The sequence below is a fragment of the Lysobacterales bacterium genome (assembly GCA_016703225.1).
GTDB lineage: Bacteria > Pseudomonadota > Gammaproteobacteria > Xanthomonadales > Ahniellaceae > JADKHK01.
On record JADJCM010000001.1, the window covers coordinates 230,630 to 250,444 of the forward strand.

Annotated in this window: 21 protein-coding genes and 1 pseudogene; 15 read left to right on the forward strand and 7 right to left on the reverse strand. The window is 65.3% G+C overall.

Features of this window, described 5'->3' with window-relative positions:
• The first annotated feature begins 89 nt into the window (after window positions 1-89).
• The 11 genes and pseudogenes from IPG63_00980 to IPG63_01030 all read left to right on the forward strand — a co-directional run bounded on the left by IPG63_00980 (window position 90) and on the right by IPG63_01030 (window position 8,384).
• Window positions 90-1,190 carry a hypothetical protein gene (locus tag IPG63_00980; protein MBK6725827.1) on the forward strand — a complete coding sequence of 367 codons (1,101 nt, stop codon included), beginning with the start codon at window positions 90-92 and terminating at the stop codon, window positions 1,188-1,190.
• A 181-nt stretch (window positions 1,191-1,371) separates the two neighbouring features.
• Window positions 1,372-1,827 carry an SUF system Fe-S cluster assembly regulator gene (locus IPG63_00985; GenBank protein MBK6725828.1) on the forward strand — a complete coding sequence of 152 codons (456 nt, stop codon included), beginning with the start codon at window positions 1,372-1,374 and terminating at the stop codon, window positions 1,825-1,827.
• 10 nt (window positions 1,828-1,837) lie between these two features.
• The gene (sufB, locus tag IPG63_00990) at window positions 1,838-3,268 is read left to right on the forward strand and encodes a Fe-S cluster assembly protein SufB (GenBank protein MBK6725829.1); all 1,431 of its coding nucleotides are present in this window, start codon (window positions 1,838-1,840) and stop codon (window positions 3,266-3,268) included.
• Window positions 3,265-3,501 carry a hypothetical protein gene (locus IPG63_00995; protein MBK6725830.1) on the forward strand — a complete coding sequence of 79 codons (237 nt, stop codon included), beginning with the start codon at window positions 3,265-3,267 and terminating at the stop codon, window positions 3,499-3,501. The genes sufB and IPG63_00995 overlap by 4 nt, the downstream gene beginning before the upstream one ends.
• Complete coding sequence (locus IPG63_01000) at window positions 3,449-3,913, forward strand: nucleotidyltransferase (GenBank protein ID MBK6725831.1); 465 nt, start codon at window positions 3,449-3,451, stop codon at window positions 3,911-3,913. Before IPG63_00995 ends, IPG63_01000 begins: the two co-directional genes overlap by 53 nt.
• Before the next feature lie 2 nt (window positions 3,914-3,915).
• Window positions 3,916-4,690 (forward strand): annotated as a pseudogene (sufC, locus tag IPG63_01005) (Fe-S cluster assembly ATPase SufC).
• Window positions 4,687-5,898, forward strand: a complete 1,212-nt coding sequence (gene sufD, locus IPG63_01010; protein ID MBK6725832.1) for a Fe-S cluster assembly protein SufD — start codon at window positions 4,687-4,689, stop codon at window positions 5,896-5,898. The pseudogene sufC and the gene sufD overlap by 4 nt, the downstream one beginning before the upstream one ends.
• Window positions 5,895-7,121 (forward strand): cysteine desulfurase, encoded by a 1,227-nt coding sequence (locus tag IPG63_01015; protein MBK6725833.1) that lies wholly within the window; start codon window positions 5,895-5,897, stop codon window positions 7,119-7,121. Before sufD ends, IPG63_01015 begins: the two co-directional genes overlap by 4 nt.
• Window positions 7,121-7,540, forward strand: a complete 420-nt coding sequence (locus IPG63_01020; protein ID MBK6725834.1) for an SUF system NifU family Fe-S cluster assembly protein — start codon at window positions 7,121-7,123, stop codon at window positions 7,538-7,540. Before IPG63_01015 ends, IPG63_01020 begins: the two co-directional genes overlap by 1 nt.
• Window positions 7,541-7,542: 2 nt before the next feature.
• The gene (locus IPG63_01025) at window positions 7,543-8,064 is read left to right on the forward strand and encodes a GNAT family N-acetyltransferase (protein ID MBK6725835.1); all 522 of its coding nucleotides are present in this window, start codon (window positions 7,543-7,545) and stop codon (window positions 8,062-8,064) included.
• Window positions 8,064-8,384, forward strand: coding sequence for a non-heme iron oxygenase ferredoxin subunit (locus tag IPG63_01030; protein ID MBK6725836.1), 321 nt, complete (start codon window positions 8,064-8,066; stop codon window positions 8,382-8,384). The genes IPG63_01025 and IPG63_01030 overlap by 1 nt, the downstream gene beginning before the upstream one ends.
• A 117-nt stretch (window positions 8,385-8,501) precedes the next feature.
• Here the strand turns inward: IPG63_01030 and IPG63_01035 are convergent, their stop codons facing one another.
• The 3 genes from IPG63_01035 to IPG63_01045 all read right to left on the reverse strand — a co-directional run bounded on the left by IPG63_01035 (window position 8,502) and on the right by IPG63_01045 (window position 12,347).
• Window positions 8,502-10,469, reverse strand: coding sequence for a hypothetical protein (locus IPG63_01035; GenBank protein ID MBK6725837.1), 1,968 nt, complete (start codon window positions 10,467-10,469; stop codon window positions 8,502-8,504).
• 97 nt (window positions 10,470-10,566) lie between these two features.
• Window positions 10,567-11,157 carry a HutD family protein gene (locus IPG63_01040; GenBank protein ID MBK6725838.1) on the reverse strand — a complete coding sequence of 197 codons (591 nt, stop codon included), beginning with the start codon at window positions 11,155-11,157 and terminating at the stop codon, window positions 10,567-10,569.
• Complete coding sequence (locus tag IPG63_01045) at window positions 11,154-12,347, reverse strand: magnesium transporter (protein MBK6725839.1); 1,194 nt, start codon at window positions 12,345-12,347, stop codon at window positions 11,154-11,156. Before IPG63_01045 ends, IPG63_01040 begins: the two co-directional genes overlap by 4 nt.
• Before the next feature lie 205 nt (window positions 12,348-12,552).
• Between IPG63_01045 and IPG63_01050 the strand changes: the two genes are divergently transcribed.
• The 4 genes from IPG63_01050 to IPG63_01065 all read left to right on the forward strand — a co-directional run bounded on the left by IPG63_01050 (window position 12,553) and on the right by IPG63_01065 (window position 16,613).
• Window positions 12,553-13,770 (forward strand): CoA transferase, encoded by a 1,218-nt coding sequence (locus IPG63_01050; protein ID MBK6725840.1) that lies wholly within the window; start codon window positions 12,553-12,555, stop codon window positions 13,768-13,770.
• Window positions 13,771-13,831: 61 nt separating this feature from the next.
• A complete protein-coding gene (locus IPG63_01055; protein MBK6725841.1) occupies window positions 13,832-14,722 on the forward strand; it encodes a hypothetical protein in 891 nt (296 codons plus the stop codon).
• A 72-nt stretch (window positions 14,723-14,794) separates the two neighbouring features.
• The gene (locus tag IPG63_01060) at window positions 14,795-15,973 is read left to right on the forward strand and encodes a hypothetical protein (protein MBK6725842.1); all 1,179 of its coding nucleotides are present in this window, start codon (window positions 14,795-14,797) and stop codon (window positions 15,971-15,973) included.
• Window positions 15,974-16,088: 115 nt separating this feature from the next.
• On the forward strand, window positions 16,089-16,613 hold the full coding sequence (locus tag IPG63_01065) for a hypothetical protein (GenBank protein ID MBK6725843.1): 525 nt from the start codon (window positions 16,089-16,091) through the stop codon (window positions 16,611-16,613).
• On the opposite strand, the gene IPG63_01070 is transcribed toward IPG63_01065, so the two are convergent.
• From IPG63_01070 to IPG63_01085, 4 genes are all read right to left on the reverse strand, one after another.
• Window positions 16,549-16,869 carry a type II toxin-antitoxin system RelE/ParE family toxin gene (locus IPG63_01070; GenBank protein ID MBK6725844.1) on the reverse strand — a complete coding sequence of 107 codons (321 nt, stop codon included), beginning with the start codon at window positions 16,867-16,869 and terminating at the stop codon, window positions 16,549-16,551. The two genes, IPG63_01065 and IPG63_01070, sit on opposite strands and share 65 nt — an antisense overlap.
• Window positions 16,866-17,105 (reverse strand): addiction module protein, encoded by a 240-nt coding sequence (locus IPG63_01075; GenBank protein MBK6725845.1) that lies wholly within the window; start codon window positions 17,103-17,105, stop codon window positions 16,866-16,868. The genes IPG63_01070 and IPG63_01075 overlap by 4 nt, the downstream gene beginning before the upstream one ends.
• Before the next feature lie 64 nt (window positions 17,106-17,169).
• The gene (locus IPG63_01080) at window positions 17,170-18,477 is read right to left on the reverse strand and encodes a hypothetical protein (GenBank protein ID MBK6725846.1); all 1,308 of its coding nucleotides are present in this window, start codon (window positions 18,475-18,477) and stop codon (window positions 17,170-17,172) included.
• A 103-nt stretch (window positions 18,478-18,580) separates the two neighbouring features.
• Window positions 18,581-19,744 carry a cystathionine gamma-synthase gene (locus tag IPG63_01085; GenBank protein ID MBK6725847.1) on the reverse strand — a complete coding sequence of 388 codons (1,164 nt, stop codon included), beginning with the start codon at window positions 19,742-19,744 and terminating at the stop codon, window positions 18,581-18,583.
• Window positions 19,745-19,815 lie beyond the last annotated feature (71 nt).

Consider the following 19,815-nt stretch of genomic DNA (forward strand, 5'->3'; position numbering starts at 1 on the left):
TCGCAGCCATGTCCGGTCGGTCGGCGAAACTTCGTAAGAGAAGGTCAAGCACACCATTTCGGCGCGCCAACGACCACGCGGAGCACACCATGAGCCGCCTTTCCCCTTACCTTCTCAGGGATGCCCGCCATTCCATCTTTCGAGACCGCATTGCGAGCCTGATACTGGGCACGGCGGCCTTGCTGGCGGGCGCTACGCTACCCCGTACGGCAGCGGCTGCCGTCTACTGCGCCCACACTTCCAGCCAGTTGCGCAGTGCGCTGGTTTCTGCCGAGGACAATGGCGTTGACGACACCATCCGTCTGACGCGCACCGACTTCGACACTCAGGGTTCCTCGTTCCATGCCTTTGTCGGCGCCGATGAAAGCCTGACCATCGAAGGTGGCTGGCAGGATGCGTTTGGCCCCTGCGCCATGCTCACCAACGACGCCAGTCGGACGGTACTGAATGGCAACGGACTGAGCCATGTGCTGGACATCGAAGGCAGCAGCGGCAGCGGCAGCATCAGCGTGCGCAACCTCACCGTCCGCGGAGGCTTTCGCCCCGATCCGGCACCTTGGGGAGCGGGTCTGCACATGATAGGAACGCAGTTCGGCGACATCAGCATCGAGCGCGTACACTTCATCGACAACGTATCAAGTAGCATTGGCGCCGGACTGTACGTCTCCGGCGGAGGCGACGTCAGCGTGCTCAACTCGGCGTTCTTCGGAAACTCCTCGTACTTGAATGCCGCAGCGATGCATGTCTACAGCGCTCATACCATCCACTTCACCAACAACACGGTGAGCGGCAACCTCGCGGGCCAGCCAGAAACCTCGGAGGCAGCCGCCCATTTTGGTACGCCCAACAGCGGCAGTATCTTCCTCAGCAACAACATCTTCTACGCCAACACCACCAGCGGACAAAGCGATCTGCATGTCGGCTTGACGACGACCCTGATCACCAACGACATCGAGTCCATGGCGGGCACGCCCTCGCCGCTCAGCATCGGCAATGTCAGCGTCGACCCGAACTTCATCGGCGGCAGCAACTTGCGCCTGCAGGAAGATTCGCCGGTGATCGATTTCGGCAACAACAGCGCGCTCGGTGGCGTCGGAACCGTGGACATCGCCGGCTACACGCGCATCAACGGCATCATCGACCTCGGCGCCTACGAATCAGCTCCCCTGATGTCTGACGGCTTCGAGTGATCTCTGGCGAGGCTGGTGTGCGGCGCAACCGTGCACCGACTGGGGCTTGCGGCAAGCACTGCATCAACTCGGCTGCGCTGGAGTTCGCGCCGGCGCCGCCGTAACAAGGAGTTTGACGCTGGCTTTTGCGCCGCCGATGACGAAACGGTACCATTCTTGTCCCATATTGGTCCCAGTCCCGATGCTGCGCGTTTCAAAACTCACCGACTACGCCACCGTGCTGATGGCAGCGCTCGCCGACGATCCGGACACGGTCGCCAGTGCCAGCGAGCTGGCCGAGCGCGCCGGCATCGAGTTGCCGACGGTGAGCAAGCTGCTCAAGCAGCTGGCGACGGCGGGACTGGTCGAGTCGCGCCGCGGCGTCAACGGCGGATACCGGCTGGCGCATGCCGCGGACGCCATCTCCGTGCTCGACATCGTGACCGCGATCGAGGGGCCTATCGGCATGACCGAATGCAGCCTGCACGAAGGCAGTTGCGACCACGAGACGCATTGCCTGATCCAGCACAACTGGCGGCGCATCAGCAGCGCCATTGGCGACGCCCTCGGTGGCGTCACCCTGACCGAGCTGCGCGCACCCGCCACCGCCAGGACCGCGCGCGGCAAGGCCGTGCCGATCCGCGTAACGATGGCCTGAGGATCGCGCAGTGAGCGAAGTCGAAACCCTGATCGCGAATCGCAAGTACGAGGCCGGCTTCTCGACCGACATCGAGACCGAAGTCATGCCCAAGGGTCTGGGCGAGGACGTCGTGCGGCTGATCTCGGCCAAGAAGAACGAACCGGAATGGCTGACCGAATGGCGTCTGGCCGCGTATCGCCACTGGCTGACGATGACGCCGCCGCACTGGGCCAAGCTCGCGATCGCGCCGATCGATTTCCAGGACATCAGCTTCTACGCCGCGCCGAAAAAGAAATTCAAGTCGCTCGACGAGGTCGATCCGAAACTGCTCGAGACCTACGACAAGCTCGGCGTGCCGCTGCACGAACGCGCGCGCCTGGCCGGCGTTGCGGTGGACGCGGTGTTCGACTCGGTTTCGCTCGGCACGACCTTCAAGAAGGAGCTGGCCGAGAAGGGCGTGATCTTCTGCTCGCTGTCGGAAGCCGTGCACGAACACCCGGAACTGGTGCGCCGTTACCTCGGCAGCGTGGTGCCGACCGGCGACAACTTTTTCGCGGCGCTGAACTCGGCGGTGTTCTCCGACGGCAGCTTCGTGTTCGTGCCGAAAGGCGTGCGCTGCCCGATGGAGCTGAGCACGTACTTCCGCATCAACGCGCGCGACACCGGCCAGTTCGAACGCACCCTGATCGTCTGCGAGGAAGGCGCGACCGTCAGCTACCTGGAAGGCTGTACCGCGCCGATGCGCGACGAGAACCAGCTGCACGCGGCGGTGGTCGAACTGGTCGCGCTCGACGACGCCAGCATCAAGTACTCGACCGTGCAGAACTGGTATCCGGGCGACGAGAACGGCGTCGGCGGCATCTACAACTTCGTGACCAAGCGCGGCGAATGCCGCGGCGCGCGCAGCAAGATTTCCTGGACCCAGGTCGAGACCGGCTCGGCGATCACCTGGAAATATCCGAGCTGCGTGCTCAAGGGTGACGATTCCAGCGGCGAGTTCTACTCGGTGGCCCTGACCCACCACCGCCAGCAGGCCGACACCGGCACCAAGATGATCCACCTCGGACGCAACACCAAGTCCAAGATCATCAGCAAGGGCATCAGCGCCGGCCGTGGCCAAAACACCTATCGCGGCCTGGTCAAGGTCGAGCGCAGCGCCGAGGGCGCGCGCAACTTCACCCAGTGCGACAGCTTGCTGATCGGCAAGCGCTGCGGCGCGCACACTTTTCCGTACATCGAGGTGAAACACCCGAACGCGATCGTCGAACACGAGGCAACCACCTCGAAGATCTCCGACGAACAGCTGTTCTATTGCCTGGCCCGCGGCATCCGCGAGGAAGACGCGGTGTCGATGATCGTCGACGGCTTCTGCAAGCAAGTGTTCCGCGAGCTGCCGATGGAATTCGCAGTCGAGGCCAAGAAGTTGCTGGAAGTGAGCCTGGAAGGAGCGATTGGATGAGTAACGCGCTTACGGCAAGCTCGCATGCTCAAGCGCCCGACTTCGAGCGTCTCGAACGCATCGCACGGAAATTCAGGCTTGGCGAGGAACCCAGTCTGGTCGACGAATACGCCCACTTGTCGATCGACCAGCGACTGGAACTCTTCCTGCGCCTGCGGCAAAGAACCATTGAGGACCGATATGGAACTGATCCCGGATTTGAAAGAGTTCATCAGGTTGCTCGACGCCCATGATGTGCGCTACCTGGTCGTCGGCGGCGCCGCCGTGAATGCACTCGGTTACGTGAGGTCGACGGAGGACATTGACTTCTGGCTGCAGCGCAGCGAGGAAAACGCGACAAGGACACTGTCGGCGCTGCATGATTTTGGCTTCGATGAATTCACCTGGGACGACCTGCTTGATCCCAAAGCGGTGCTGATGCTGGGACGGCCACCGAATCGCATTGATTTGCTCATCGGCATCTCCGGTCGCGAGTTCGACGATTGTTATCCGCGCAGGCTGTATGGAAACCTGGGCGGGGTTCGCATTCCGCTGATCGCACTTGAAGACCTATTGATCAACAAGCGCGCGAGCGGTCGTGCCAAGGACCTCGCCGACATCGAAGAGTTCGAGAAATCGAAGCAGTTGCGCAAAGGAGCGGACTGACCATGCTCAAGATCGACAACCTCCACGTCCGCGTCGCCGGCAAGGACATCCTCAAGGGCCTCACGCTCGACGTGAAGGCAGGCGAAGTGCACGCGATCATGGGTCCGAACGGCGCCGGCAAGTCGACGCTTGGCTACGTGCTCGCGGGTCGCGAGGGCTACGAGGTCACGCAGGGGTCGGTGATTTTCAACGGCCAGGACCTGCTCGCACTGGAGCCCGAGGCGCGCGCGGCCAGCGGCGTTTTCCTCGCGTTCCAGTATCCGGTCGAGATCCCGGGCGTGAACAAACACCTACTTCCTGCGCGCCGCGTACAACGCCCAGCGCAAGCATCGCGGCGAGCCCGAACTCGACTCGATGGCCTTCCTCAAGCTGGTGCGCGAGAAGCTGAAGGTGCTGCACCTGAAGGACGAGCTGCTGAATCGTGCCGTCAACGAAGGGTTCTCCGGCGGCGAGAAGAAGCGCAACGAAATCTTCCAGATGGCGGTGCTCGAACCGACGCTGGCGATCCTCGACGAAACCGATTCCGGCCTCGACATCGATGCGCTGCGCCTGGTCGCCGAAGGCGTGAACCGGCTGCGCTCGCCCGAGCGCGCGTTCCTGGTGATCACCCATTACCAGCGCCTGCTCGATTACATCGTGCCCGATGTCGTGCATGTGCTCGCCGACGGCCGCATCGTCCAGAGCGGCGACAAAGACTTGGCGCTGAAGCTCGAAGACCAGGGTTATGCCTGGCTCAAGGAGCGCAAGCGCGAGGAACAGGCGGCGTTCGCGTCATGAGCGGCCTGCTCGAACCCCTGATCGCGAACGCGGCAGCGGCACAGCGAGATGCCTTGCAGGCACTGCGCCTGCCCGCGTCGCGCGACGAGCGCTGGCGTTACAGCTCGCTGCGTGCGCTCAATCAGCGCCAGTTCGCGGCTGCACCGCGCGCCGCCGCAACGATCTCCGTCGCGATGCAGGAACGTCTGCGCGCCCTGCCCGCGCGCATCGTATTCGTCGACGGCCAGTTCGACACAGCGCATTCCGACCTCAGCGCACTCGGCGACGACATCACGCTGTCGAACACCGACCCGGTGCACGCACCACCACCGCACTGGCCGTTCGCGCTCGCCGCAGCGGCGAGTGCGCGCACGCTCGGCCTGCGCATTGCCGCGAATACGGCGCTGCCGCAACCGCTGCATCTGGTCGCGCTGACCACGGCAGCGGCACAGGACGCGATCGTGCAGCAGTCGCTGCGGCTCGAGCTTGGCGCTGGCGCCGAGGCGAGCTTCGTCCATCACCGCTTCACCGACGGCGACAGCAGCGCCTTCGTCAATGCCTGGCGCGACATCGACATCGGCACCGCTGCCACGCTGCACTGGCTCGAGGTCGCGGACGAAGGCGCAGGCGTCAGCAGCGTGCTCGGCACGCGCGCGACGCTGGCCGAAAAGTCGCAGCTGTATCTGGCGGAAGTCGCTGCGGGTGCATCGCTGTACCGGCACGAGGTCGACGTCACCCTTGCCGGCGAGCATGCCCAGCTCTGTGTGCGCGGCTGCGCCATGGCTGGCCAGCGCCGCCATGCCGACCTGCACATCGACGTCCGCCATCGCGCCCGCAACACCCGTTCGGACATCGTCTGGCGCGGTCTCGCCGACCAGCGCGGTCACGCCATTTTCGCCGGCCAACTGATCGTCGAAGCCGGCGCCGACGGTGCCGATGCCGCGCTCAGCAACAAGAACCTGCTGCTGTCGGCGCATGCCGAGATCGACACCCGGCCGGTGCTCGAAATCCACGCCGACGAGGTCAAGGCTGCACACGGCGCCACCGTCGGCCGCCTCGACGAGCGTTCGCTGTTCTACCTGCGTTCTCGCGGCATTGCCGAACCCGAAGCGCGACGCATCCTGCAACTTGCGTTCGCGCGCGAACCGTTGCTGCAACTCAGCGACGCCACCGTGCGCGAGACCGCGCTCGCGGCGCTTGCGCGCTGCCTGCCCGAGGACGCGGCATGAGCCGGCTCGATGACATCAACGCTTTGCGCGCCGAGTTCCCGCAACTCGCGCGTCTGATCCACGGCAAGCCGCTGGTGTACTTCGACAACGCCAACACCGCGCAAAAGCCGCTGGCGGTGATCGATGCCGTCAGCGGCTACTACCGCGAGCACAATGCCAACGTGGCGCGCGCGGTACACACGCTTGGCGCCGAGGCTACCGCCTTGTACGAGGGCACCCGCGACAAGCTCGCGCGTTTCATCGGCGCGCGCTCGCGCGAGGAGGTCGTGTTTACCCGTGGCACCACCGAAGCGGTGAACCTGGTCGCGTACAGTTTCCTGCGCCACAAGCTCAAGCCGGGCGACGAGATCCTGGTCTCGCGCATGGAACACCACGCCAACATCGTGCCCTGGCAACTGGTCGCCGCCGAGACCGGCGCCAAGGTGGTGCCGGCGCCGATCACCGCTTCCGGCGAGATCGATTTCGAGGGCATGGTCGCGCTCATGAACGAGCGCACCCGACTGGTCGGACTGGTGCATGTGTCGAATGCACTCGGCACGATCAATCCGGTCCAGACCATCATCGCGGCGGCGAAGCTGCGCGGCATTCCAAGCCTGATCGACGGCTCCCAGGCAGCGCCGCATTTCAAGGTCGATATCGCCGCGCTCGGCTGCGATTTTTACGTGCTCACCGGCCACAAGCTGTTCGGCCCGACCGGCACCGGCGCGCTGATCGCGAAGCGCGCGCATCTCGACGCGATGCCACCCTTCCTGGGCGGTGGCGAGATGATCCGCAAGGTCTCGTTCGATGGCACCACCTTCAACGATGCCCCACACAAGTTTGAAGCGGGCACGCCAAACATCGCCGGATTCATCGGTCTTGGCGCGGCGATCGACTGGCTCGAGGCCATCGGCCTTGATGCGATCGCAGCGCGCGAGGCGCGTCTGCGTGATGCCATGCGCGCGGCACTCGCCGACGTGCCCGGCCTGCGCCTGATCGGCGACGCCCGCGAACGTGCCGCGGTGTTTTCGTTCGTAGTCGATGGCGCGCATGCGCACGATCTCGCCACCCTGCTCGACAACGACGGCGTCGCGGTGCGCTCGGGGCATCACTGCGCGCACCCGACCATGCAGTTCTTCGGGGTACCGGCGACGGCACGCGCGTCGCTCGCGTTCTACAACACCGAAGACGAGATCGGCGTGTTCATCGCCGCGCTGGCGAAAGCGCGCAGGATGCTGGCCTGATGTCGGCACACCCCTCCACCCTGTATTCGGAAACCGTGCTCGCGCACAACCGCGCGCCGCACAATTGCGGCGGTCTGGCCGATGCCACGCATCGCGCCGCGGCCGACAATGCCATGTGCGGCGATCATGTCGAGCTGAGCCTGCGCCTGCGCGGCGAGATGATCGAAGCGGCGATGTTCGATGGTGAAGCCTGCGCCATCACCACCGCCTGCGCGTCGATGCTGACCGAGGCGCTGCGCGGCCAGCGTGTCGATACCTTGCCGATGCTGCGCGCGCAGATGGTGGCGATGTTCGACAGCGGCGCTGAAGCTGCGGGCGAATTCGCCGCCTTCGCCGAACTGCGCCACCATCCGGCGCGCCAGCGCTGTGCAATGCTGCCGTTCGACGCCGCAGCCAACGCCCTCAGGACCCGGGAGTGAGCATGCTGCAATTCCGCACCGCCTGCGACGACGACATCGGCGCGATCGTGGCGCTGGTCGAATCGGCCTATCGCGGCGACGCCAGCCGTGTCGGCTGGACCACCGAAGCCGACCTGCTCGACGGCCAACGCATCGACGCCGCCGGCGTCGACGAGCTGATCACCAAGGCCAACAGCCGCGTGTTGCTCGCGGAGCAGAACGGTGAACTGCTCGGCTGCGTGCACGTCGAGAAGATCGACGGCCGCGGCTACTTCGGCATGTTCTCGGTGCGCCCGACGCTGCAGGGCGGAGGCGTCGGCGCTGCGCTGCTCGCGGAGGCGGAGCGCGTGGTGCGCACAGCCTGGGACTGCACGCGCATGACCTGCACGGTGATCTCGATTCGCAGCGAGCTGATCGCCTGGTACCAGCGCCGGGGTTATCGTGCCACCGGTCGCTTCGAGCCGTTCCCGTATGGCGACATACGCTTCGGCCTGCCCAAGCGCGATGACCTGCGCTTCGAGGTGTTCGTCAAGGAGCTGGCGTGATGGAAGGCTGGACCCGCGTCTGCGCACGCGACGAAATGGCGCCCGGCGAACATCGCGTGGTCGTCGCGGATGCCACCATGATCGCGGTGTTCAACATCGACGGCCACCACTACGCCATCGAAGACGTCTGCACCCACGACGGCGGCGAACTCGCCGGCGGTCCGGTGCACGGCTTCGAAGTGGAATGCCCGCGCCACGGCGCCCGCTTCGATGTGCGCACTGGCGCCGTCTGCGCGCCACCCGCCTGCACCCCGACCGCGAGCTTCCCGGTCTGCGTCGACGCCGATGGCGTGTGGACGCGCGACGACCGTTGGGACTGAGCGCCCTTTCCGGGCGGTCACGGCGTCTGTTCGAAGCCATCCATGAACAGCGCGTCGGTCACTACCGCGATCGAGGCATCGCGCAAGATCGCTACCGACCCTGGGCCGGATGCGGCGTTACCGAGGTCGAAGAACGTGGTGCCGCTGGCGGCCCAGTAGGCGCGCAATTGCAATGCGCCCGCCTGCGTCGGCGTGAAGTTGCAGCCAAGGCTGCTGCGCGAAGCGGTGGTGGTCGCTTGCACCGGACCCTCGCAGATCAATATCGGCTGGAATCCGTCCGTGCGTTCGATGCGCAAGACGCCGTGCGGCTTGAACGGCGAGGTACTGGTGAGGTTCACGCGGACTTCGCGGGTTTGATTCAGCGGGAACACGGCGGGCATCCCCGCATCCCAGGCCAGCGCGATATCGTGGAAGCTGAATTCGCTGGTTTCCCCCGCTCAGCCCGAGTGCGTCGCTGCTGGTGGCGGTGGCCACGAACACCGGGTCCGCCGGCAACACCAGATCGGGCGGCAGCGGCAGGGTGATGCTGCGCGCCTGCATTGCCGCGGCCGCGGAATAGACATCGCGGCCGACGAATTGATAGCTCAGGCTCGGCGCGACCGTGTGCAGGTAGAACTCGACCGTCAGGTCATACGCCGCAGCGGTCACGGTCGAGTCAACGTGATAGGTCAGTTCGATTCCGGCTGCACTCAAGCTGTAGGCGGTGATCACCGGCCAGTTCTGCAGTGTCAGTCCGAACGGTCCCACATCAAGGTCACCGGCATCGTTGATGGCGCCGCCACCGCTCCGCAGATCGGTGTAGATCGGGGCGCCGCCGTAACCGAAGTCGCCGTTGTAGCCGGGTTCGATGACGCCGACGTAACTGTTGCCGAGCGCACTGGAACGCCCGCTCGGCAGGGCGAAGGCTCCGCCGCTGCCCAGGTTCTTGCGGATCGCATAAGCGCCATTGCGATGGATGAAGTCATTGCCTTCGCCAGCACCAGTGCCGCCAATGCGGTATCCCGAGCCCAGTTGCAGAAAGCTGCTCGAATTGGCCAAGACCACCCCTTCCGGATCGATGCCAAACGAATTGCCGCGCACCATCGCATTGCCCGGAGTCGCGCCTTTCTCGAGCACGAACTGGCCACCGAAATAGTTGCGCAGCATCGGGTCGGCGCCGCCAATGTCGAGCGTAGTGCAGGCGGAGACATCGGCACTCCAGGTCGAGAGCGAAATCGCGCTGCCCAGGCCGTTGCGTCCGCGGGCGTCCTTGTTGGTTCCGACCAAGTTGCCGTGCATGGCCAGTGCCACGGGCTTTCCGTGCAGGACGATCGCGCGGGTGTGGCTGGCAAACCAGTTGCGCTGCGCCGGCGCGGCGCCGCCGATGATCACCTGCGGCAATGGGTCGCCGGCACCGGTGCTGCCGGTTTCCGCCACCTCGATCGCATTCCACAGCCGGTCCTCGTCGGCCTCGATGCTGGCGAAGACCATCTGCGTGCTACCTGGCCGGGCACCGAAGATGCAGCCTTCGATACGCAGTTGCGTTCCCGCGGCCGGGCTGGCCTTGATCGCCATGGGCATGCGGGTGAAGGCGAGTCCGCGAATCAGCCCGCCGCCGCCCAGGTCGAGATGGCGAACGCCGTTCTCCGGAGTCGGCGCGGGCGGACCACCGAGTTCGATCTTCAGACTCATGTCGAGTCCGCCCTGCACCGCGTCCAGCGTGTTGACCGTCGCGCCCGGTTGGGTGCCGGCATCGATCTCGACGCCATCGATGAAGCGCAGTGCGTTTCCACCACCGCCGGCAACCATGTGGTCGGCGACGATTCGGCACACGCCGGTGCCGGCATCACAAGCGCTGTCGGTCATCGGAATGTTGAACTCGATCCGGTCGAGCCCGGCACTGCCATCGGCCTCGATGCGAGCGTCATAGAGCGTGCAGTCGGCGGGCGTCGCCGTGCAGCGTGCGCCCGATCCGGCGGGGCTCGCGGGAGCGTGGATCAGCGCCTGTGTCGAGTCGACCACAAAGGTGGTGGCAGACACCGGTGCGACGAGACCGAGGCTGGCCCCCAGGCCAAGCGCGAGGATGCTGGAACGGAACAAGCGCATGACGTGGCGGCCGAAGACACCGGCTGCTCCGGCACGAACACGGTATCTGCTGCTGCGGGATCAACCACCCCCGCGTTCGTGGGGGTATCCCGGCTCGCTACGCGCGCGGCGCGATGCGCAGGATCAACGCCAGACCGCCACCATCGACCCGCGCCGCGATGCGATCCTCCATCTCGGGGCGCGCGAGCAGGGTGTCTCCCATCGACAGCACGCCGTTCTGGTCCTGAACGTGGGCGTGGCCATCGAGCACATGGAACACCAGCCACTGGCCGGCGGGCTGGTGCAGGATCATCGAACCCACCATCGGCCGCACCAGCAGTTCGGCGTCCAGCGCTGGATCACCGAGCATCAGGTTGAAGTCTTCGCTGGAGCCGTCGAGCGGGACGCCTTCGACGACATCGTCGCCGCTGAATGCGCAGAACTCGCCGACGCGTTCGAGCTGACGGCTCGGCAGTCCATCGAAACGCAACTCGAGCGCACCGCCGCGCGCCAGCAGCAGCCAGCGGCGCACGCCGGGGTAGTTCGAGAACGCCGCCTGCGCTTCGATCACCGCGCGCGACAGCCGGAAACGGAAGCCGGCACCAAGATTCGCCGCGGGTTCCAGCGCGATCTCGCGGGTGATGCCGAGTCCGTTTTTCCATGGCACCGCCGTCAGGTCGCGATAGCGGATGATGCGCGCCGCGTTCACAGCAGCAACCAACTGGCGAGGCCGAGGAAAGTGCCCATGCTGACGACGTCGGTGGCGGTGGTCAGAAAGATGCCGGACGCGGTCGCCGGATCGGCACCAACCCGTTTCAACCCGAGCGGGATGGCGGAACCGGCAATGCCTGACAGCACGCAGGAACAAGCCATCGCGACGACGCAGATCGCAGCCAGCACCAGCGCATCCGGGTTGTGCTGCGCACGCGCCATCACGAACAGCGCGAGGCCGGCGACCAAGCCGACGATCAGCCCGTTCCACCAGCCGAGCAGCGCTTCCTTGGCAATCAGTTTGACGCCCTGGCCCGGCTTCAGTTCGCCGAGCGTCATGCCGCGCAAGGTCACCGCAAGCGCCTGCGAACCGCTGTTGCCGCACTGTCCGGCGAGCACCGGCAGGAACACCGCCAGCAGCACGATCTGGTCGATCGCATCCTGGAAGTAGCCGACTACGGCCGCGGCCAGGAAGGCGGTCAGCAGGTTCAGCTGCAGCCACGGGTGGCGAAAGCGAAAGCTGCGCGTCCACGGCGTCGACAGCCGTTCTTCCTTCTCGACACCGACCATCGCGCCGGCCTGCGCCGAAATCTCGAACGCCTGCTGCTCGAACAGCACCTGGCCACGCACCGAACCGACCAAGCGGTTTTCGGCGTCGCACACCGGGTAGGCCGGATAATGGCGCGTCACTACTTCGCGCATGGCATCGACCAGCTCCATATCCGGGCGCAGCGCAAACGGCTGCTTCACCATCACCGCAGCCAGCGTCTGCCCGCTGCCGGCGAACAGCAATTCGCGAAACGCGACGACGCCGACCATGCGACCGTCGGATTCGGTCACGAACACGTAGGTCACGAACGCCTTCTTCACCACCTCGCGCAGCGCCTCGACCACCTGGCCGACCGTGGTCTCGGGTCGAAACACCGCCAACGGCCGCTCCATCAACCGGCCGACGGTGCCTTCCTCGTAATGGTGGTCGAGCAACCACTGCTGGCCGGCACCGAACGGCGTTGCCGCGGCGATGCGCTCGCGTCGTTCGGGCGGGAACTGGCTCAGAATCTCAACCGCAAAACCGGGGTTGATGGCGGTGAGCAGATCGGCAATGGCCTGGTCCGACTCGCCTCCGAGTTGCACCACGGCACTGCGGGTATCGGAACTCAGCACCACATCGAGCAGATTGCGATCCATGCCGGGGTCCACACTTCCGCGAACGGGATTGCGTCAATGTAGCGACTGCCGTCGCTGCTCGCCATGGCAGCCGGGCTTGAGCGGCCGGCGCCGGCCTGCTACAAGCCGCGGCTGATTTTCAATTTGTTGCCCGACCGGATTCACCGATGCGCCCGAACCCTGCCGCCCTTCCCCGCCGCCGATCACCGAGATCGGGAGAACACGCGTGACCGGCCCACTCTCCGGCATCCGCGTGCTCGATCTGTCGCGCGTGCTCGCGGGCCCGTTCGCGACCCAGGTCCTCGCCGACCTTGGCGCCGACGTGATCAAGATCGAGCGCAGCGGCGCCGGTGACGACACCCGCGAGTGGGGTCCGCCGTGGCTGATCAACGACGAGGGCCAGACCACGCAGGAATCGGCGTATTACCTGTCTTGCAACCGCGGCAAGCGCTCGGTGGCGCTGGAGCTGACCGACCCGCGCGCACAGTCGATCGTGCGCGCGCTGGTGCGCACCTCGGATGTGCTGATCGAGAACTTCAAGCCGGGCACGCTCGGGCGCATGGGCCTCGACTACGAAAGCCTGGCGCAGACTTCGCCCAGCCTCGTGTACTGCTCGATCAGCGGCTTCGGCCAGGACGGTCCGAACGCGTCCAAGCCCGGCTACGACGCGATGATCCAGGCCCAGGCCGGGCTGATGGGCATTACCGGAGAACACGGTCGCGGACCGGTCAAGGTCGGCGTCGCGGTGGTCGACATGATCACCGGCTTGTATGCCGCAAACGCCATCCAGGCGGCCCTGATCCAGCGCCAGAGCACCGGCCGCGGCACCTGGATCGACACCGCGCTGTTCGATTCCGCGGTCGCCATCCTCGCCAACCAGGGCATGAACTACCTGATCGCCGGCGAGATCCCCGAGCGTCTGGGCAGCGCGCATCCGAATATCGTGCCCTACCAGTCCTTCCCGACGCTCAATGGCGACCTGTTCATTGCGGTCGGCAACGACATGCAGTTCCGCCGCTTCTGCGAGATCGCCTCGGCCAACTGGGCAGACGACGCGCGCTTCACCAGCAACAGCCTGCGCGTGGCCAACCGGCACCTGCTGGCACCGCTGATCAGCGAACGCATGCGCACCCGCTCGAAGGCCGAGTGGCGACGCGCGCTCGACGATGCCGGCATCCCCTGCGGCCCGGTGCAGGACCTGGAGGAAGTGTTTGCCGATCCTCAGGTCGAGGCGCGCGGGCTGCGCTTCGACCTGCCGCACACGCTGCACACGCATCTGCCGCAGATCGCCAACCCGCTGCGCTTCGATGGTCGCCTGCACCATTCCGAGCGGGCGCCACCGCTGCGCGGCGAACACACCCACGAAGTGCTGCTCGAACTCGGCTACAACGAGTCCCTGATCGACGAGCTGGCCGCGACCGGCGCCATCGAACTGGCGATGTGAAGGCCCGCGTCCCAGTTGCAGACGCGCTTGACATAGAATCGGCGCAACGCAGGAAGCGCCCATGGCCACCGCCCTACTCGCCGTTCTCGTCTCGATCGTCCTGAGCCACAGCCTGCCCGAGCTCGGCCGGCTGCGCCATTACGGCTGGTTCGAAAGCTGGCTGCGCGGCGACTTCAATCCCTTCGCCGGCTCCGGCATCTGGGCCGGCCGTCACGGCGGCTGGTGGTCGATCGGCGTGCCCGTTGCACTGCTGGCGCTGCTGCAATTTCTGCTCTGGGGCCAGGCCTACGGATTCCCCTCGTTTCTGCTTGCCACGCTGCTGTTGTTCTATTGCTGGGGTCCGCGTGATCTGGATGCCGACATCGGTGCGGTGACGCATGCCGCCGACCGCGATGCGCGCGTGGCTGCGTTGCAGGAAATCCCGAGCGACCCGCCGGTACCGCCGCTCGCCCTCGACGGCCGCACCCTGGTCGATACCGTGTTCCGCGCCGCGCTGACGCGCTGGTTCGGCGTGCTGTTCTGGTTCCTGCTGCTCGGTGCCGCCGGCGCACTGCTGTATCGACTGGTGCAACTGGTGGCGCAGACCGAAGCCTTCCGCAGCGCGCTGCCGCGAGCACATGCCGATGCGCTGCGCGAGCTGCATGTCCTGCTTGACTGGCCGGCGGCGCAGATGATGACCCTGGCGATGGCACTGGCTGCGGATTTCGATGCCGTCGCGCAAAGCTGGCGCGATTTCCACCACGGCATCGGCCAGGGTTACCTGGTGCGCGACATCGGCTTCCTGTTCGCCGCCGCCCGCGCCAGCGTCGACGCCGAAGACGAAGACTTCGACGACGAAGCCGCCAACACCACCCTGCTGCCGCTGCACCAATCACAGTCACTGATCTGGCGCATCCTCGTGGTCTGGATGGCAGTGCTCGCCCTGCTCGTGCTGGCGGGCTGGATTGGGTGATACGTTTTCTCTATTTTCGACTCGTCGCAATTTGCGATCCGAAGCCTGAGGGCGACGAACTGGGCTAGACAAATGCGCAGAACACTTACTTGGAAATCAAAGCCTCGGGTCGAACGTGATGCCGTCTCGACAAGAAGGGACGAGACTGTCTCCGCTACCTCCACAACAGGCGAGCGCAATCATTGGGTCTGGTTCGCCGCTCAGTGCGCCCAAGTGATCGGTGTTGTTGTCGCAATCGTTGGGTACTTCATGACGGTTGTGCCCGTCCTGCAAAAGGAACGATTGGAGGAGCAAGCAGCCGCACTCGAAAATGAAATCGAGACTGCGGAAGAAAGTCTCGCAAAGACAATTTTGGAAAGGGACAAGGCAAGCGTCCAAGCGGCTCGATTGTCAGACAAAATTGGCGATCTCGATACTGAAATCGAATCGCTCTCGTTGCGAGAGCGCGCCGCAGCTGAGCGAACGAGCGCAGCAGAACTTGCCGCAAGACTGGCGAAAACGAGCGCCGCAGATGCCGAGTCCTACGCGTCTACTGCGAAAGCACAGCTCAGCGCATACTTGATGCAGACTCTAAGTGGGGCGACACCTCAGACACTTAATCCTCGGAAGGTTTTTTCCAAGCTCATGTCACCGGATCCGTTCGTGTTCGAAAGCGTCTCGATAGCTACCGATCTTGAAGCTGCTCACCTCGATCCATTTGAACTTGCGACGATTGGCGCTTCAAATGCGAAGCGATGGGCCGAAGAATCGCCTGAAGATATTTCGAAACCTGTACTGGCGGAACTTGCCAAGAAATTGGAGCAAGGCCTTGCTGCCCACAAGAGCTTGCTCGCCTGCCCTTCCGTCGATTTCAAAGCTTGGGAAGATCGGTTCCAGTCCGCAAGACTTGAACTCGGGGTCCTCATATCCGGGTGCACGGAGAAATACTGGCGAAGAGTCGCAAGCTCCGAATCTTGGTCAGACCGAAAACTTGGAATTGAGCGGGACTCCGCTCTCGGCACGCAATTTCAGAGCTACTTGAGTGAAGTCTGCCAAATCAGTGCAGAAGGCAAGCTTCGCCAGGCGTTCTCCGATGCGTATCAGACAGCCATTGGACCCTGCGTGGCTCGAGCTATGGCAGCAGAGTACATCGCGCTGAACGGAAGGGTAGATGGTCTTCCGCCATTTGGTCCAACCGCCCCTCCTAGCGTGCAAGAAGTAATTGGAGAGATTAGGGGGTGGTCGCCGAACAAGATCATTCAGTTCGAATAGTGTTCAGCCGGCCAATTCCTATTCAATTCGCCGCTTGCATGCATGCGCCGCTTCAAGCAATCGATGCGCTCAGCCTGAACGCCGCCACCGGCCCGAGTTGGCCTATCATCGAACCATGGATACTCCCGCTGCAGCCTTGGGCAATGCTCGTCCGCGCACACTGCGCGAGGTAGTCGCGCGCACCACACCCAACGAGCCGATCGACGTGCTGCTACGCGAGTTTCTCGACGAGTTCTATGTCGAGCCGGCACCGGCGCAGCGGCAGCGCATGCTCACCGACGAGCCGGCAGCGAGTGGCAACCCGCGCGCCGACGCCTATCTGGCCGCGGTCGCCGAGCACCTGGCGTTCCGCTACGCACTCGACGTCCCGGAATGGGCGCTGGCGGAAACGCGCTTCCTGCACGCGCCGTGGTTTCCGGCAGGGCTCGAATCGCTCAAGGCGATCACGCTGGTCGAGAGCCCGACCGCCTTCCGCCGTCGTCTGATCTTCGTCGATCGCGACCCCTTGTCGCGACCGCGACGCCAGCACCCGGACGCGAGCGGGCGAAATCCGTCTGCTTCGTCGGATGAACCCCTCAGCGCTGCCCCAGGCGTGACCGCCAGTAACCGGGGCGGCGAGCGTGATGCGCCAGCGCGATGATATGAATCTCGTTCTGCCGCTCGATGAACACCAGGTCGTAGGGGAATCGCCGCAGGATCACTCTCCGGAGCCCGAGCGCCGCGGGAAGGCGCGGATGCGGCACTGCCGGTATCGGAGATTGCATCAGCAACCCCATGGCAGCTTCAAGTTCCTGTTGAAAATCCCGACCCAGCGCGTTTCCAATGCTCAGGTACCAAGCGGCGGCATCGACGAACTCCTCGCCCGCTGCTGGGTGCAGCCGCATGCGTCGGATCACGTGGCCGGACTCAACGCCCGCACCTTGCGCATGACCTCATCAGCCTCGATCAGCGTTACCGAACCGGACTCGAGTTCGTCCAGTCGACGCTGCAGTTCGACATCCCACGCAGCGGCCACACCATGCTCCGGCGGGCCATCCAGGCTCACGAGCAACTCATGTGCGAGTTCGGCGCGATCTTCCGCGGCCAGCGCCAGCGCGCGGGGACGCAACTCGTCCAGCACTGATCTGATCATGTCATTCTTCTCCGCAGCAGCTTCTGCGACAAGCGTAGCGTGCAGTCGTCGCCATGCAAGCTTCTCAGCGACCGAGCCCCAGTCGCATCACCCGCGGCGGGTCCAGTTGGTCCAGCGGCGGTAGTTGGGCCTTGTCGTCGAAGCGGTCCCACTGGCTGTTGGCGATGTAGTAGAGCGCGCCGTCGTGGATCGTGCCGAGCGAAGGCTCGCCCCAGCCAAGCAGATTCTGCGCCAGCACTTCGACCGCGGCGACACGTTCGCCGGCAGCGTCGAGGCGGATGCGCAGGATGCGCTTCGGAGCGGTGCCGTTCTGGATCGCGATCAGATCGCCCTGGTGCGCGTAGAGACCGTCGATCCCGGTAAGCGCGCCGGTGTCCGTCGGCAGGCGCCGCAGCGAGCCCGATTCCTGATCGAGCAGCCATAGCCCGGTCGGATAGTCGGCGATCACGATTCGCCGCCGATCGAGCGCGGCCATGCCTTGCGGCGACAGCAGCAATCCCGGCGCGACGAGGGCCTTCAGCGACGTGCGCGCCGCATCGAGTCGGTAGATGCCGCCACCGATACTGTCGCTGGCGAACACCTCGCTGCCGAGCAGCAGCACATCACCGAGCGCATGCATCTGTCCGTCCTTGGGCAGCCACCACGAGCGCCGCACGCGACCGCTGCGCGCGTCGATCTCGAACAGGCCGCTGCGGCCGATGTCGGCCTTGGCGATGCCTGCGGTCTCGGCCAGCCCGGCCGACGCCACCCACAGCGTGTCGCCGATCGCACGCATGCCGAGCACGCCAAGCAGACCGCCGTCACCAGCCGCGACGAAATCGTAGGCGGCACCGCCCTCATCGACCGCGTCGATGCGCGCATGGCGCACGCTGCCGAGCCACCAGCGCCCGTTGGCTTCGTCACGCAAGATCGATTCCGGAATGAAGTCCGCTGGCAAGCCGCGGGCGTTGAACGCAAGCTCGATCGGGCCGCGCGGCTGGCGATTGGCCTCGAACTGTTCGACCAGGGCGGCAAAGCGCGGCTGCGAACGCAGCGCTTGCAGGCCCGGCTCCTGCGCGATGCGGAAGGCGAGCCCGGTCGCGGCCATGCGGTCGATCTCGCTCAGCGCCTCGTCGCTGCGGCCCAGCTTGGCCAGCGCAACAGCGCGGGCGTAATGCAGATTCGGCAGATCGGGCATCAGCGCCAGCGCGGCGTCACCGGACGCGAGCAGCGCGCCGGCGTCGTCGCCCTGCAACGCCGAGCGGACCGCGGCGTAGCGCTCGCGAAACGCCTGCAGTTCCGTGCGTGCATCTGGCGGCGCGGCGGCCGGCCTGGGTGGCACCGGGGTGCAGGCGGCCAGGAGCAAGGTGATCAGGGCGAGGCAGCGCAGCATGAGGTTGTCCTTATCGCGGGCCGGAGCCCGCTCCCACAGGAGCTCCATGAGGGTGGGTCGGTGCACCTGTGGGAGCGGGCTCCAGCCCGCGATGCTCTTCACCTCATTCCAAGGCCTGCTCCAGGTCGGCGCGCAGGTCGGCGACGTCCTCGACGCCGACCGAAAGCCGCACCAACGCATCGCTGATCCCGAGCGCCTTGCGCTTCTCGATCGGCACCGATGCGTGGGTCATGATCGCCGGGTGATTGATCAGGCTCTCGACGCCGCCGAGCGACTCGGCCAGCCCGAAGATCTGGCAACGCTCCATCATCCTGCGCGCCGACTTCAACCCACCCTTGACCACGATCGAAATCATGCCGCCGCAGCCGTCCATCTGCCGCTTCGCGAGCGCGTGCTGCGGGTGCGACTTGAGCCCCGGATAGATCACGCGCTCGACCTTTGCGTGCGCCTCCAGCCACTTCGCCAGTTCGCCGGCGTTGGCGCAGTGCGCCTGCATGCGCAGGTGCAAAGTCTTCAGGCCGCGCAGGGCGAGGAAAGAATCGAACGGACCCTGCACGCTGCCGACCGCGTTTTGCAGGAAAGTGATGCGTTCCTCCAGATCACGGTTCTCGCCGACCACAAGCATGCCGCCGACGATGTCGGAGTGGCCGTTGAGGTATTTGGTCGCCGAGTGCATGACGATGTCGGCGCCGAACTCGAGCGGACGCTGCAGCATCGGCGAGCTGAAGGTGTTGTCGACCGCCAGGACCAGATTGTGCTTTTTCGCGAACGCCGCGACCTTGGCCAGATCAACCAGTTTCAGCAGCGGATTGGTCGGCGTCTCCGCCCAGATCATGCGCGTGTTCGGGCGCAGCGCAGCCTTGAGCGCTGCCGGATCATTCAGATCCACGTAGCTGAAGTCGAGCCCGGCGGAACGGCGCCGCACGCGCTCGAACAAGCGGTAGGTGCCGCCGTACATGTCGTCCATCGCGATCACGTGGCCGCCGGCATCGAGCGCGTCAAGCACAGTCGCGGTCGCCGCCAGGCCGGAGGCGAAGGCATACCCCTTGCGACCACCCTCGAGCGCGGCGACGCAGTCCTCGTAGGCGAAACGGGTCGGGTTGTGCGAGCGCGAGTACTCGAAGCCCTGATGCTCACCGGGGCTGCGCTGGACGTAGGTGCTGGTCGCGTAGATCGGCGTCATCACCGCACCGGTGCTCGGGTCGGGTTTCTGTCCGGCATGGATGGCGCGCGTGCCGAGGCCGCGCACGAGTTTCGACTGGGCCATGGTTCACCTCGAAAAACGGGCGCGTAGCGTAGCGCGACCGCTAACATGGGCGCATCGGATTGCCCGGATCT